This is a genomic window from Bacillus sp. FSL K6-2865, assembly GCF_040311405.1.
Taxonomy (GTDB): domain Bacteria; phylum Bacillota; class Bacilli; order Bacillales; family Bacillaceae; genus Bacillus; species Bacillus velezensis.
The window spans coordinates 648,663-662,913 of the sequence record NZ_CP152036.1 but is presented as its reverse complement, the minus strand read 5'-3'; the positions used below and the strand labels follow the sequence as shown (position 1 = coordinate 662,913).

Sequence of the window (14,251 nt, the reverse complement as noted above, 5' to 3'; positions counted from 1 at the left end):
TTTATTCTAAAACAACATTAATTATTATCCCATTGTGGAATACTTTTTCTTTAAAATTCACGGTTCAATTAATAATATTGGATCAATTGTTGCTATAAAAGAAAAAAGAGCTTAGAACCCTTATAAACCAAGGATTCTAAGCTTCTTTTGACTATTCCCACTCAATCGTTGCAGGCGGCTTGCTCGTAATGTCATACACGACGCGGTTGATGTGTTTCACTTCATTGACGATCCGTGTCGAAATCACTTCGAGCACATCCCAAGGGATACGCGCCCAGTCAGATGTCATGCCGTCAATTGATGTTACGGCACGGATACCGATTGTGTAATCATACGTTCTCGCATCTCCCATGACGCCGACGCTGCGGATGTCAGGAAGAACCGTGAAGTACTGCCAGATGTCGCGCTCAAGGCCGTGGTTCGCCACTTCTTCACGCAGAATCGCGTCTGATTCACGAACGATCTCAAGTTTTTCTTCCGTTACTTCGCCGAGTACGCGGATGCCAAGTCCAGGGCCCGGGAACGGCTGACGCCATACGATATCATCCGGAAGGCCGAGCTCTGTGCCGAGCGCGCGCACTTCGTCTTTGAAAAGGGTGTTCAGCGGCTCGATCAATTCAAACTGCATATCTTCAGGAAGTCCGCCGACATTGTGATGCGATTTGATCGTTTGCGCCGTAGCAGTACCGCTCTCGATAATATCCGTGTAAAGCGTTCCTTGCGCAAGGTAATCGATGCCTTTCAGCTTGTCCGCTTCATCATCAAACACGTAAATGAATTCGTTGCCGATGATTTTGCGTTTTTGCTCAGGATCAGAAACACCTTTCAGCTTGTTTAAGAATCTGTCTTTCGCATCAACTTTAATGACATTCATATTAAAGCCTTCGCTGAACGTTTTCATGACGCCTTCCGCTTCGCCTTTACGAAGCAGGCCGTGATCGACGAAAATACAAGTCAGCTGGTCGCCGATCGCTTTATGAATTAAAGCAGCCACAACAGAGGAATCAACACCGCCGCTTAGCGCGCAAAGAACCTGCTTGTCTCCGACTGTTTCACGGATTTTTTGCATTTCGATTTCGATAAAGTTTTCCATTGACCATTTGCCTTCACAATCGCAAACGCCGAATACAAAGTTTTTCAGAAGATCATTGCCGTATTCAGAGTGGCGCACTTCCGGGTGGAACTGAACGCCGTACCAATTCTTGTCCGCTTTGCTCATCGCTGAATTCGGACAGTGATGGCTTGTTGCGTCAACAGTGAAGCCTTCTGGAACTTCTACAACCAAATCGCCGTGGCTCATCCACACAACCTGTTCTTCCGGAAGATCTTTGAACAAGTCAGGGGTTCCTTGAATCTGAATGTTCGCTTTTCCGTATTCGCGCTGGCTTGCCGCCTCGACTTTCCCTCCGAGGTAATGAGTCATCAGCTGCATGCCGTAGCAGATGCCTAATACAGGAATATCGAGTTCAAAGATTTTTTCATCACAGCGGAAAGATCCTTCATCATATACACTGTTTGGTCCGCCTGAAAGGATAATTCCTTTTGGATTCATTTCTTTGATTTCCTCAGCTGTCAACGTATGGGGATGCAGCTCGCTATATACGCCAAATTCACGGATCCGGCGGGTAATCAGCTGGTTATACTGACTGCCGAAATCAAGAACAAGAATCATTTCATTCACTAACTTCGTCATGGTTGTCACCTAATCTCCTCTAAGTTTTTGACACAGAAAAAACGGAGGACAAACGTTCAGCCCTCTGTCGCGCAAGACTTGTCCGGAAGCCCGGCTTTTTAACGCTCCCGGGCTCCCATTTAACATTCATTTATTCTAACAACAGGACGGTATGCGGTCAAGACTATCTTCTTTTAATTATATTTTCCCACAACTGTCCCGATTCATTCCAAAGCTTTGCGGCATTATCGCTGCGGTATAACGCACGCTCATAGCGCAGCGTCAGCTCGGACATGTCGTTTGTATGGTGCGCCTCGTCAACCCTCGCGGCAAAATCGCGCAGCGTTTCTCCGTCTCCCCTGCTGAATCCTTTTCGTTTCAGCTGGCGGAGCAGCGCGGCATATGCGTCGAAAAAGACGTCTTCATCCGTACGCCGCTTCAATCTGGCTGCTGTAACGTGCGGAATCCAGCGCGCCCGGAACAGCCAGGCGAGTGCCGCCGCGGCTGAAATCACGATGACGATGGCTGCATACGGCCACAGCTGTGCCGCGGTTTTGTTGCGGATCACAGGCTGCGGTGCCGCGCTGTGATCCCGCTTTTTCGGCTTTTCCTCTTTTTCCGGCTTTGTTTCCTGACGCTGCTTGTCAGACGGTTCATCCGAATTTCCCGCTGAGCCTCCGCTGTCTTTTGCCGCGGTATGATTTTGCTCTGACGTAAACTCCGTCGGATTGGTGAAGCCTTTTGTCGGCTCAAACGTCACCCAGCCCTGATCGGGAAAATACACTTCCACCCACGAATGGGCGTTGTTGTTTGTGACTTCATAAATGTGGCCGTTATGGTCGCCTGCCCCTTTATATTCGCCGGATGTATAGCCCTTCACCCAACGGGCGGGGATTCCCGCAGAGCGGAGCAGCACAGCCATTGCCGATGAAAAGTTATCACAATATCCTCTTTTCGTTTCAAACAGAAATTGATCGACATAATCCTGATTGTGCTCCGGAACCGCGACATCCTGCGTATTATACGAAAATGCGGAAGATCCGAGATAATCCTCGATCGCCTTCGCTTTATCGAACATATTATGATGATCCCGCGTCAGTCTGTCCGCAAGCTGTCTCACTCTTTTCGGAAGGCTGTCGGGGACCTGTAAATACCGGTCATTGAATTGATTCTGCTCACGGTATCGTTTCACTTTCACTTTTCTGAGATCATTCAGCTTAAAGACGGGCGCCTGAAAAGTCACCGTGTACCGTCCCATATTGCGGATGTTGCCCACTTGTTCACTGACCGGCGTAATTTGCTCGGTGTTTCCGTTCATTTCAAGCTGAATCGAGTGCTTCGGTTTAATATTGGAGACGCCGATCGGATACATGACGTGATTATAGAGATAATTTTCATCAATGGACACCTGTGCCGTATACCGTCTCGTCTGCACACTCCGGTCAAACCATATATCTTCCACGTTGCCGCCGTTCAGTTTATAGGACATGCCCTGATCGGTCTCCACCCAGCCTTTTCCCGTGTATGTATCCTTCGTTTCCACCCGGAAGTACGCCCGTTCTTTTCCCTTCCATGTGAAAACCGGCGTATCATCCTGCTGAAAAGGGCCGCCCAATGTTTCATCATGATTGCCGTAGCCGATTTTGCTTTCGGCGGCGGGCACTTCCTTGTGGTTTGTTATTTTTTTAAGAAACGGCACGGGGTCCGGCCAGTTCGGGTCTGATTTCGGAGCCGCCAGACCGAACACGACGGAAGCGCAGATAAACAGCATCAGCGGCAGAAACCATTTGAGTATCAATCTTTTTTTAAACGCTATGTGTTCCGTAAGCCGGATGCGCTCCATATACAAAAGCCCCATCATCAAAAAGCCGATAAAGACGATCCGGATGACGGCGTACGCGGCATCATAAGGAGTAAACGTATCAAGCACGGTGATATACGCCACCGTCATGATAAAAAAGAATAATATTTTCCGCTGATAGATCACCCAGTAATGCAGCAAATACACGAGCAGCCATAAAAGCACAAAAAACAGCAATGTGCGGAATGACGGATTCATGTCATTCCATCTTCCGGACCCGATGTGGCGGGCATTTTGCATCACGTCCCGCAAAAAAGAAACGAGCCATTCCGGCTGAAAAACCGAACCTTTATAAAACAGGATGTGAATACTGATCAACGTAAACAGAATGCAGGACGGCACGGTGACGTACCACCTCATCCGGAAGAATGACAGCAGAAATGCCAAACCGATAAAAACGATGAAAAAACCAGTATGTTTTGTATCTGTAAAATTGTGCAGCGGCCTGAGCCATTCCCATAACAATAAAAAAGCGAGAAAATAAAACAGCAGCAGACTCAGCCTGCTTCCCTGGTTCTCGTCATGCGGCATGGCGCGCCACCTCTCTTTCTAAACAACATGGGACACCCGTTTGTCCCTGATCATTTGCACCTTAATATTTTTTTGAGCGAAGATGAGAGCGAGTTTCCGTTCTTTCTCCGAAAGCGCGGCATTCGTTTCTTTCGCCAAAAACACCGTCATGTCAGCACGGCCGGGCTCAGCCTGTTTGAGAAGGTCTTCTGTAAGACTGCCCGTCACGACGGCAATGGAAGCTTTGCGGACGCGCGGATCCGCCAGCTCTTTTCCTAAACGCCCGCCTGCATCGGCTTCTTCCGATTCTGAAGCTGATGCCAGGTAACGCAGCATCTTTCTGAAATGCCGGTCTCCCTCCCGGACGGGAAATACGGTCCGGTCGCTCCCCAATGAAATAAATCCTGCGGGAGAGCCCTTCACAAGCGCCGTGTAAAGCAGGGATGCCGAAGCTGATACCGCGGCTTCAAACGATGGGGACGGCCTGCAGTCCAAAAGGAGAGTCATATTCACACTCTGCAGCGGGTCAAATTCCTTCGTCATCAGCTCATTTCGCCGCGCTGATGTTTTCCAGTCAAGTGCGGAAAACCGGTCGCCCGGCTGATAATTTCTGACGCTCGCAGCCATTGCGGAGCGGTGTACCTGAAACGGAGCGCCGGCAGCCGCCCCCTCTTCTCCGGATGCGGCCTGCGGCTTATAGTGAACAGACCCGTACGCCGGGAAAACCAGAACCGTATCCGTAACGGAAAACGACGCCGTCTTGTCCAAAAGCCCGAGAACATCTCCCGTCCGCACTCTTATCGTATGTAAATGATGCTCTCCGCGCGGCACCTGCGGCAGCTCATATTGTAACGTCAGCTTCCTTTGAAACCACGGAAACACGAGCTGTTTCGCACTGCGCCTCTCGCCAAGCGTTTCCGGCATCACATCTTCAATGACCATATATGTCAGCGGAAACGGCAGGCGCCTCGTCAGCCTGATGGTGACAGACAGCCTGTCGCCTGAGGTTAACTGGGCGGAGGACACGTCACGCGTCACCTGAAACGCCCGCAGCGGGTACACAGCGACCAGCCCGGCGTAAACGGTAAACGGCAAAAACGCATAAAATAAAAACCAGCTCACAAATCCGCCCTGAAACATGGCATAAGAAAAGACAGCCGCTGTCAGTACGGCCAACATAAGCAGCTTCCAGCCATATAGAAGCCAATGCATCTTCCTTCTCATTAGCGGACCGACATCCTTTGGACGGGCACTTTTTCCGTTTGCATGATGTCTTCTATAACCGCTTCCGGGGTCACATCGTTAAATTTCGCCTCGGCGGTCAAGATCATTCTGTGCGGCAGCGTATACGGAGCCAAATACTGGACGTCATCAGGAATGACGTAATCGCGGTCATGAAGCAGCGCGTACGCCTGCGCGGCTTTCATTAATGAGATTGAACCGCGCGGACTTACGCCCAGATGTACGGACGGATGCCGGCGGGTATGCTGAGTAATGCCGACGATATACGCTTTAATTCCATCATCCACCCGCACCTGCTCCAATTTTTGCTGAAGGCTGATAAACTGTTCTTTAGAAATGACGGGCTCGATTGTTTCAAGCGGATTGCGCCCTTCCTGCAAAGACAGAACTTGAAGCTCTTCCTCGGCAGTCGGATAGCCCATGCGCAGCTTAAATAAAAACCGGTCAAGCTGGGCTTCGGGAAGCGGATACGTTCCTTCATATTCAACCGGATTTTGTGTGGCCATGACGAAAAACGGCTCAGCCAGCCGCATTGTCTTTCCGTCAATCGTAACATTCCCTTCCTCCATTGCCTCAAGCAGGGAAGACTGCGTTTTCGGAGAAGTTCTGTTAATTTCATCAGCCAGCACGATATTCCCCATGATCGGTCCAGGGCGGTATTCAAATTCCATCGTTTTCGTATTATAAATAGAGACACCCGTCACATCTGACGGCAGAAGATCCGGCGTGAACTGAATCCTCTTAAAGTCAGCTCCGATCAGCTTGGCCAAAGCGCGGACCATCATCGTTTTTCCGACTCCCGGCACGTCTTCCAGCAGCACATGCCCTTTTGCGAGAATGGCGGCCAGACTGAGTATGGCGATATCCCGTTTTCCTATGATGATGTTTTCAATATGCTCAACGGCTTTCTCCAGCAGCGGATGCAGCTCTTCTTTATAAGCCATTCTTCTCCTCCTAGTCATCTCTCAAATTTCAATTATCGTAACCTAACTTTACCACAAAATATAAACAGTATAAAAAAACGTTTCCAGCGAATTGTTTCCAGTCTGAAAAAGGAAAAAGCTCCCTTTAGAAAGGAAGCTTTATTTCAGCTGGAGAGGCTCCATATGAACGTGTGAATGGTCAATGGCATGTTCCTCTTTCATCTTGCGTTCTACCTCATTTGCGATCTCATGACTCTCTTTAATGTTCAGATCTGACGGCACTTCAATGACGACATCAATATGAACGGAGCTGCCCAGATATCTCGCTTTAATATCTTTTAAACGGCTGACGCCCGCAATCTGTTCAATCGTCTTTTTATAATCAGAAATATGTTTGACATCAAAACCGTCAGTCAGCGAATGAGAGGATTCCTTAAAAATATCCCACGCGGTTTTGCAGATGATCAACCCGATGATAAACGCGGTAACCGTATCCACCCAAGCCAAATGGAACTGTGAAGCAAAAATTCCGATAAACGTGCCGATACTGACGAGCGCATCTGATTTATTATCAGCGGCCGCAGCTGAAAGGGCCTGGCTGTTTACCTTTTTCGCAAGCCCTTTCGTATAGCGGCAGACCATCAGCATCACCACGGCGCTCCCCGCGGCCGTCCAGGCGGCTATCATATCCGGTGTTTCCTCTTTAACGGAAAAAATAGATTGCGCGGCGCTGAACAGCACTTGCATTCCGACAAGCATCATAATAATGGAAGCAATGAGTGACGCGACGGTCTCCGCCCGAAAATGGCCGTAAGGATGATCTTCGTCAGGAGGTTTCTGAGAGATGCGCAAACCGATGAAAACAGCCGCAAATGCCGCGATATCAGTCGCATTATTTAAACCGTCGGCCCGAAGCGCTTCTGAGTGAAACAAATAACCGATCACAAGCTTCACAGCCGACAATGCCGCATATGCGCCAATACTGACAATCGCTCCGGTTTCGCCTTTTTTCAATTCATGATATCTCTCCACTGAAAATCCTCCTTCCCGTTCAATTTTTCCTTCATTATCATACAAAGCGAGGACACAGTGGGTCTATAGAAACATGATTCACTTTCCACAGAAAAATAGTAAGCATAGAACATTTATGCACTCAGGAAACTTATTTTCATTCACAAAACCCCTCTCATCCCAATCGTATCAAGGTTTCTCGCCAACCCACGTTCATGGAATTATTTTCAAAACCATTAAAACACAGAAATAACAGAAAATTATTTCTTTTCCTTCCGGCACTTTCTGCTGTACGGACGAGAAAAAATGTCATATTTTCTTACATCATTTTCAACTGCCTGTGGCATTTATGATAGAATAATACTTGTCGGAATATTCAGCATAAACAAACCAAAAGGAGGCAAAGAATGAATCAGCCTAACTCTTTATCAAAGGGATTAAAAACCCGGCATATGACTATGATTTCAATTGCCGGCGTGATCGGCGCCGGATTATTTGTCGGAAGCGGATCCGTCATTCATTCCACCGGACCCGGAGCGATTGTCTCCTACGCTTTAGCAGGATTATTAGTGATTTTTATTATGAGAATGCTGGGGGAAATGTCCTCCGTCAACCCGACAAGCGGTTCGTTTTCACAGTACGCGCATGACGCCATCGGTCCTTGGGCCGGTTTTACGATCGGATGGCTGTATTGGTTTTTCTGGGTCATCGTCATTGCCATTGAAGCCATTGCAGGCGCCGGAATCATACAGTACTGGTTCCCGGGCATTCCGTTATGGCTGACGAGTCTGCTTCTGACCGTGCTGTTAACACTGACGAATATTTATTCAGTTAAATCGTTCGGCGAATTTGAATACTGGCTTTCCTTAGTGAAGGTAGCGACGATCGTTGTCTTCTTAATCGCGGGATTTGCGTTCATTTTCGGAATCGTCCCCGGCAGCAAACCGGTCGGGCTGGAAAATCTGGCGGGCAGCGGCGGATTTTTCCCTAAAGGTCCAAGTTCCGTTCTGCTCGGCATTGTCGTTGTCATTTTTTCTTTCATGGGATCTGAAATCGTCGCAATCGCAGCGGGAGAAACGTCAAATCCGGTCGAATCCGTCACGAAGGCGACCCGCTCAGTCGTTTGGCGGATCATTATTTTTTACGTCGGCTCCATTGCGGTTGTGGTCACACTGCTGCCGTGGGATTCAGCCAATATTTTGGAAAGCCCCTTCGTTGCCGTTTTGAGCCATATCGGGGTTCCCGCAGCCGCTCAAATCATGAATTTCATCGTCCTGACAGCCGTTCTGTCCTGCCTGAACTCCGGGCTTTATACGACGTCACGGATGCTGTATTCACTGGCAGAGCGAAATGAAGCGCCGCGGCGTTTTATGAAACTGAGCAAAAGAGGCGTACCGGTTCAAGCCATTATCGCCGGCACCTTTTTCTCCTATATTGCCGTTGTTATGAACTACTTTTCTCCCGACTCCGTATTTTTGTTCCTGGTCAATTCATCAGGGGCGATCGCACTGCTCGTCTATCTCGTCATCGCCGTCTCACATCTGAGAATGAGAAAGAAAATCGAACGGACAAACCCTGAATCTCTTAAAATCAAAATGTGGTTTTATCCGTACTTAACCTACCTGACGATCATCGCCATTTGCGCCATCTTGTTATCTATGCTGTTTATCAGTTCAATGCGGTCTGAATTTCTGCTGACAGGATTTATTACTCTGCTGGTACTTGCCTCATATGTATTCCGCAAAAAACAAAAACCGAAAGAGAGCGCTTCCGAAAGCCGGATTGCGCAATAACCGCAAACACCCCCCTCAAAAAAGGGCGGGTGTTTTTTTAACCAACCTGTTCAAGGCAGCATTAACTGTAGTACAGGATTTCAATAAATGATAAGGACAGGATGAAAAATGGCTCTAGAAAAATTTGCAGATGAACTGCCGATTATCGAAACACTCCAGCCGCAGAAGAAATCAGACGGCAGCACGTATTATGAAGTCACCATGAAGGAATGCTTTCACAAGCTGCACCGCGATCTCCCGCCGACCCGGCTGTGGGGGTATAACGGTTTATTTCCGGGCCCCACGATCGACGTGAACCAAGATGAAAACGTCTATATTAAATGGATGAATGACCTTCCGGATAAGCATTTTCTGCCCGTGGATCATACCATTCACCATTCAGAAAGCGGCCATCAGGAACCCGATGTCAAAACCGTCGTCCATTTACACGGAGGAGCAACGCCGCCGGACAGCGACGGCTACCCGGAAGCATGGTTCACAAAGGATTTTAAGGAAACGGGTCCTTATTTTGAGAGAGAGGTATACCATTATCCAAACAAACAGCGCGGGGCTCTGTTATGGTATCACGATCACGCCATGGCGATTACGAGGCTCAATGTGTACGCCGGGCTTGCCGGGATGTATATCATTCGCGAGCGAAAAGAAAAGCAGCTGAAGCTTCCCTCCGGAGAGTATGACGTACCGCTTATGATTTTGGACCGCACATTAAATGACGACGGTTCCTTGTCTTACCCGAGCGGACCTGCTAACCCTTCCAAAACGCTGCCCGACCCTTCCATCGTCCCGTTTTTTTGCGGAAATACCATTCTCGTCAATGGTAAAGCGTGGCCGTATATGGAAGTTGAACCGCGGACATATCGTTTCCGCATCCTTAATGCCTCCAATACGAGAACATTTTCTCTCTCGCTCAATAACGGCGGGAAGTTTATTCAAATCGGTTCTGACGGCGGATTGCTTCCCCGCTCTGTCAAAACACAATCTATCAGCTTAGCCCCGGCAGAGCGGTATGATGTGCTCATCGATTTCTCCGCCTTTGACGGAGAACATATCATTTTAACGAACGGCACCGGCTGCGGGGGCGACGCCGATCCGGATACAGACGCCAATGTGATGCAATTCCGCGTCACAAAACCGCTGAAGGGAGCAGACACAAGCCGGAAGCCTAAATATCTTTCAACAATGCCTAATGTGACATCAAAGAGAATACACAATATCAGGACGCTTAAACTCACAAATACGCAAGACAAATACGGCCGGCCCGTTTTGACGCTGAATAACAAGCGATGGCATGATCCTGTGACAGAAGCGCCGAAGCTCGGCACAACGGAAATCTGGTCGATTATCAATCCGATGGGAGGAACCCATCCGATACACCTGCACCTTGTTTCCTTCCAAATCCTTGATCGGCGTCCTTTTGACTTAGAGCGTTATAATAAATTCGGCGACATTGTGTATACAGGGCCAGCCGTCCCGCCTCCTCCAAGTGAAAAAGGCTGGAAAGACACCGTGCAGGCGCACTCGGGAGAGGTCATCAGAATCGCGGCGACCTTCGCTCCTTACAGCGGACGCTACGTATGGCACTGTCATATTCTAGAACATGAAGATTACGACATGATGAGACCGATGGACGTCACGAATAAGCAGTAAACAAATATCCCCCCTTTTAGAGAAGGGGATTTTTTATTTATCCAAAAAGAAAAAATAAGAAGACACTTATTTGCATATACTGTAATAACAGGAAGACGATGCACCCTCATTGGAAATCTGGATAGAAAAAGGAATTAGGAGATTAGGGAAAAGTATGAGACAATGAAGGAGTGCACGAAAATTCATAAGGGAAGAAGTGACTTTATGTCTTACTACAACAAACGTAATCAGGAACCGCTGCCTAAAGAAGATGTCAGTACGTGGGAATGCACAAAAGAGGACTGTATCGGCTGGAGCAGAAAGAATTTTGCCGGCAGTGATACCCCGACTTGCCCCCTTTGCGGCAGTAAAATGATCGACGGCGTCCGTTCGTTGGTAAATCTCCAAAACAATAACCAAACGGCATCAAGTTAGACCTCCCTTTTACGAGTCTCAACATAGAGAAGGCCTCCATGTCTCATGAGAGGCCTTTGCGTTATCATTTCCTTTTATGATGCAAAGGAGCAATGAACATGAAAAACGATCGGCAGCAGAAAGATCTGAAGGAAATGGCAAAACGGCGGAAAATGAACCTTGCCGCACAGTCATTCATCGAAACGCTTCATTTTGCCGTTCCGATTCTCCGTTTTTTCAAATGGCTCGCCTCAGCCGCAGCCAGCTTTGTTCATTAAAAAACACCCAGCGGGCGCTGAGTGTTTTTTTTCATGATTGGATGACGGAAAAACTGTTGATAATGCCGTTGTCATTTTCCCAGACTTTTTCGCATTTTTTCGTATCCAAATGATAAGCATAAATGGTCCGGACCTTCGCATTCCGCCCCGTTTCATCCTTCAGACGCTTAGCGCCTTTTGCTTCCGCCATGAAATAAATGATGCTGCCGTCTTTAGAAAACTGAGGCTGGGCATCAATCAGCGGAGCGAAGTCCTTCCCGTTTGAGATAATCGTTTCATCTTTTTTCGTTTTGACATTCATCAGACGGATGGACGCTTTTTGTTCCGTCCCTTTTTGTGTATAAGATGTAAAGACAAGGTTCTTTCCGTCCGGTGACACCGCCACGTCGCTGATAAACTGTTCAAGGTTTGTCAAATCCTGAAGGTGTTCGCCCGCTCCTGCTGCAAACCGGATATTCGTCGGTTCAGGGTCAATCCCCTTCTCATTTGCCTCATCCGTTTTTTGATAATCCTCTTTTACGGAATAATGCAGAAGCGCAAAATCGTTTTGGCTGCGGTTATAAAAGAAGCTGCTCACACTGTCGTCTTTCTCATCGGCGGCGGGATACAGATTTTCATAACGTTTCGTTTTCAAATCAAAAGATGCGAGACGGAAAATATCTTCATCCGCTTTTCCGAGACGGAAATAAATGTGCGTCAGATCCTTTGATAAAAACAGACTGTCAGCGCTTGCCGTTCCTTTATAAAGCACCGTCTTCTTTTTCGTCTTCAGATCAAGCTTATAGAGACGCATCTCATTTTGGTCATTATTCCCGACAAAATAGAGCACCTGATGGGCGTCATCCAGCGCAAACGCCGGATATGCCGAAAGCTTTTCCTCGTACAGCACGCGGCCGTCCTCGTAATATTTCGTCATCAGATCTTTGTCTGTAATGGAAACAAGCAGCTTGTCATGGCCGCCGGAGACAACGGCTTTCCCGCCGCCGTCGCTTTTTCCTTTAATCAGTAAAACGGACGCGATGACCGCCGCCGCCAAAACGGCAGCCAGCAACATCCAGATCCATCGTTTCTTCTTCATTATCAATCTCTCCGTCAATCAGAAAAAGCAAGAATCAGTGTCCTTGCTTTTTAAGATGGTCTATTTTAATAGCTGTAGTGTCCGGATACTCTTCCTTTGCTTAATGGATATCCGAGCGCTTTGAACGCTTTCGGGCTGACATCCAATACGGCATTCGGCAGACGGCCTACATCATTTTTGTATACGGTGATAACCTTTTTCGGTTTTGCTTTCGCATAAGCTCTGATTTTCGTTCCGTTTCTCGGAACGTCAAATCCTAATTTTGTCGCGCAATCCCAGTGTCCCAGTTTTTTACCGGAAGATCCTTTTTTACCGACTCCATTATACCATGTAATATTTCCGTTCACTTTTTTAGCACTTGCATCAGAAGAGTAACTGATCGCTCCCAGCGTGCTTCCTGCTAAAATCAATAAGGCTAAGAATAACTTCTTCAAGCTTTCGTCCTCCTGATTCTTTATTCTAGGCAAAATTATACACCAAGAAGACGATTATAATATTTCAATCACTTTACATGTTCATTACAACGTGATGAGACATGCACACAACGAAGACACAATTTCCTGTTCTATATAATTCCATGGTAAATTATACTACAAAATTTAATTCATTAGCGTTATAATATTCATAGAGTATTTCTGCATTCAATATGGACTTTTTATAAGGCCTATTGATAGTTGCATAATATGATATATTTTGAGAAAAATCAGGCTTTAGGAAGCAGGCACTTTATTCCTTTTAACCGTGGTTCATATTGATCATGTACCTATACTCGTTTCAATCAGACTAGGAGTGATAATCAATGAAAGCGGCAAGATGGCACAATCAAAAAGACATTCGAATCGAAAACATTGATGAACCTAAAGCAGAACCGGGTAAAGTCAAAATTAAAGTCAAATGGTGCGGGATTTGCGGAAGCGACCTTCATGAATATTTGGGAGGCCCGATCTTTATTCCGGTCGGCAAACCTCATCCGTTAACAAACGAAATGGCGCCCGTCACGATGGGTCACGAATTCTCAGGAGAAGTCGTTGAAGTGGGCGAAGGCGTCAAAAATTACAGCGTCGGCGACCGTGTCGTCGTGGAACCGATTTTTGCCACACACGGACATCAGGGAGCCTATAACCTTGATGAACAAATGGGATTCTTAGGCTTAGCCGGAGGCGGCGGCGGATTTTCTGAATATGTATCCGTTGACGAAGAATTGCTGTTTAAGCTTCCTGAAGAGCTTTCTTACGAACAGGGCGCGCTTGTTGAGCCGTCAGCGGTAGCGCTTTACGCCGTCCGCCAAAGCAAATTAAAAGCGGGCGACAAGGCGGCAGTTTTTGGCTGCGGACCGATCGGGCTGCTTGTGATTGAAGCCCTGAAAGCGGCCGGCGCCACAGATATTTACGCGGTTGAACTTTCACCGGAACGTCAGGAAAAAGCGAAAGAACTCGGCGCTATCATCATTGATCCGTCAAAAACGGACGATGTCGTTGAAGAAATCGCTAAACGCACAAACGGCGGCGTTGATGTTTCTTATGAAGTAACAGGCGTTCCTGTCGTTCTCCGCCAGGCGATCCAGTCAACAAACATTGCCGGTGAAACGGTTATCGTCAGCATCTGGGAAAAAGGAGCGGAAATTCATCCGAACGATATCGTCATCAAAGAACGGACCGTAAAAGGCATTATCGGATACCGTGACATCTTCCCTTCCGTTCTTGCACTGATGAAAGAGGGGTACTTCTCAGCAGATAAGCTCGTCACGAAAAAAATCGTGCTCGACGATCTGATTGAAGAAGGCTTCGGCGCTTTAATCAAAGAGAAAAACCAAGTGAAAATCTTAGTCAAACCGAACTAAACC

General features: G+C 47.6%; 12 protein-coding genes. 5 read left to right on the top strand and 7 right to left on the bottom strand.

The genetic code is table 11. The annotated features are described in order from the left end of the window. Positions 1-151: 151 nt before the first annotated feature. The 5 genes from guaA to NYE42_RS03280 all read right to left on the bottom strand — a co-directional run bounded on the left by guaA (position 152) and on the right by NYE42_RS03280 (position 7,240). Entirely contained in the window at positions 152-1,693 is a 1,542-nt protein-coding gene (gene guaA / locus NYE42_RS03300; RefSeq protein WP_007408887.1) for a glutamine-hydrolyzing GMP synthase, read from the bottom strand. A 163-nt stretch (positions 1,694-1,856) separates the two neighbouring features. Next, positions 1,857-4,064, bottom strand: a complete 2,208-nt coding sequence (locus tag NYE42_RS03295) for a DUF4129 domain-containing transglutaminase family protein (protein ID WP_352426757.1) — start codon at positions 4,062-4,064, stop codon at positions 1,857-1,859. An 18-nt stretch (positions 4,065-4,082) separates the two neighbouring features. Further along, entirely contained in the window at positions 4,083-5,267 is a 1,185-nt protein-coding gene (locus NYE42_RS03290; RefSeq protein ID WP_039252488.1) for a DUF58 domain-containing protein, read from the bottom strand. Next, the gene (locus tag NYE42_RS03285; protein ID WP_007408884.1) at positions 5,267-6,229 is read right to left on the bottom strand and encodes a MoxR family ATPase; all 963 of its coding nucleotides are present in this window, start codon (positions 6,227-6,229) and stop codon (positions 5,267-5,269) included. The genes NYE42_RS03290 and NYE42_RS03285 overlap by 1 nt, the downstream gene beginning before the upstream one ends. A 138-nt stretch (positions 6,230-6,367) precedes the next feature. Next, on the bottom strand, positions 6,368-7,240 hold the full coding sequence (locus NYE42_RS03280) for a cation diffusion facilitator family transporter (RefSeq protein WP_352426756.1): 873 nt from the start codon (positions 7,238-7,240) through the stop codon (positions 6,368-6,370). Positions 7,241-7,626: 386 nt separating this feature from the next. Between NYE42_RS03280 and gabP the strand changes: the two genes are divergently transcribed. From gabP to NYE42_RS03260, 4 genes are all read left to right on the top strand, one after another. Next, complete coding sequence (gene gabP, locus NYE42_RS03275) at positions 7,627-9,012, top strand: GABA permease (protein WP_007408881.1); 1,386 nt, start codon at positions 7,627-7,629, stop codon at positions 9,010-9,012. Positions 9,013-9,120: 108 nt separating this feature from the next. After that, complete coding sequence (gene cotA, locus NYE42_RS03270; RefSeq protein WP_352426755.1) at positions 9,121-10,659, top strand: outer spore coat copper-dependent laccase CotA; 1,539 nt, start codon at positions 9,121-9,123, stop codon at positions 10,657-10,659. A 204-nt stretch (positions 10,660-10,863) separates the two neighbouring features. After that, on the top strand, positions 10,864-11,073 hold the full coding sequence (locus NYE42_RS03265; RefSeq protein WP_007408879.1) for a cold-shock protein: 210 nt from the start codon (positions 10,864-10,866) through the stop codon (positions 11,071-11,073). 98 nt (positions 11,074-11,171) lie between these two features. Next, a complete protein-coding gene (locus NYE42_RS03260) occupies positions 11,172-11,330 on the top strand; it encodes a hypothetical protein (RefSeq protein WP_003155794.1) in 159 nt (52 codons plus the stop codon). 31 nt (positions 11,331-11,361) lie between these two features. On the opposite strand, the gene NYE42_RS03255 is transcribed toward NYE42_RS03260, so the two are convergent. Both NYE42_RS03255 and NYE42_RS03250 read right to left on the bottom strand, forming a co-directional pair. After that, the gene (locus NYE42_RS03255; RefSeq protein ID WP_007408878.1) at positions 11,362-12,408 is read right to left on the bottom strand and encodes a PD40 domain-containing protein; all 1,047 of its coding nucleotides are present in this window, start codon (positions 12,406-12,408) and stop codon (positions 11,362-11,364) included. A 65-nt stretch (positions 12,409-12,473) separates the two neighbouring features. Next, on the bottom strand, positions 12,474-12,842 hold the full coding sequence (locus NYE42_RS03250) for an RlpA-like double-psi beta-barrel domain-containing protein (RefSeq protein ID WP_007408877.1): 369 nt from the start codon (positions 12,840-12,842) through the stop codon (positions 12,474-12,476). A 365-nt stretch (positions 12,843-13,207) separates the two neighbouring features. Between NYE42_RS03250 and NYE42_RS03245 the strand changes: the two genes are divergently transcribed. After that, a complete protein-coding gene (locus NYE42_RS03245) occupies positions 13,208-14,248 on the top strand; it encodes a 2,3-butanediol dehydrogenase (protein ID WP_007408876.1) in 1,041 nt (346 codons plus the stop codon). The last annotated feature ends 3 nt before the right edge of the window (positions 14,249-14,251 follow it).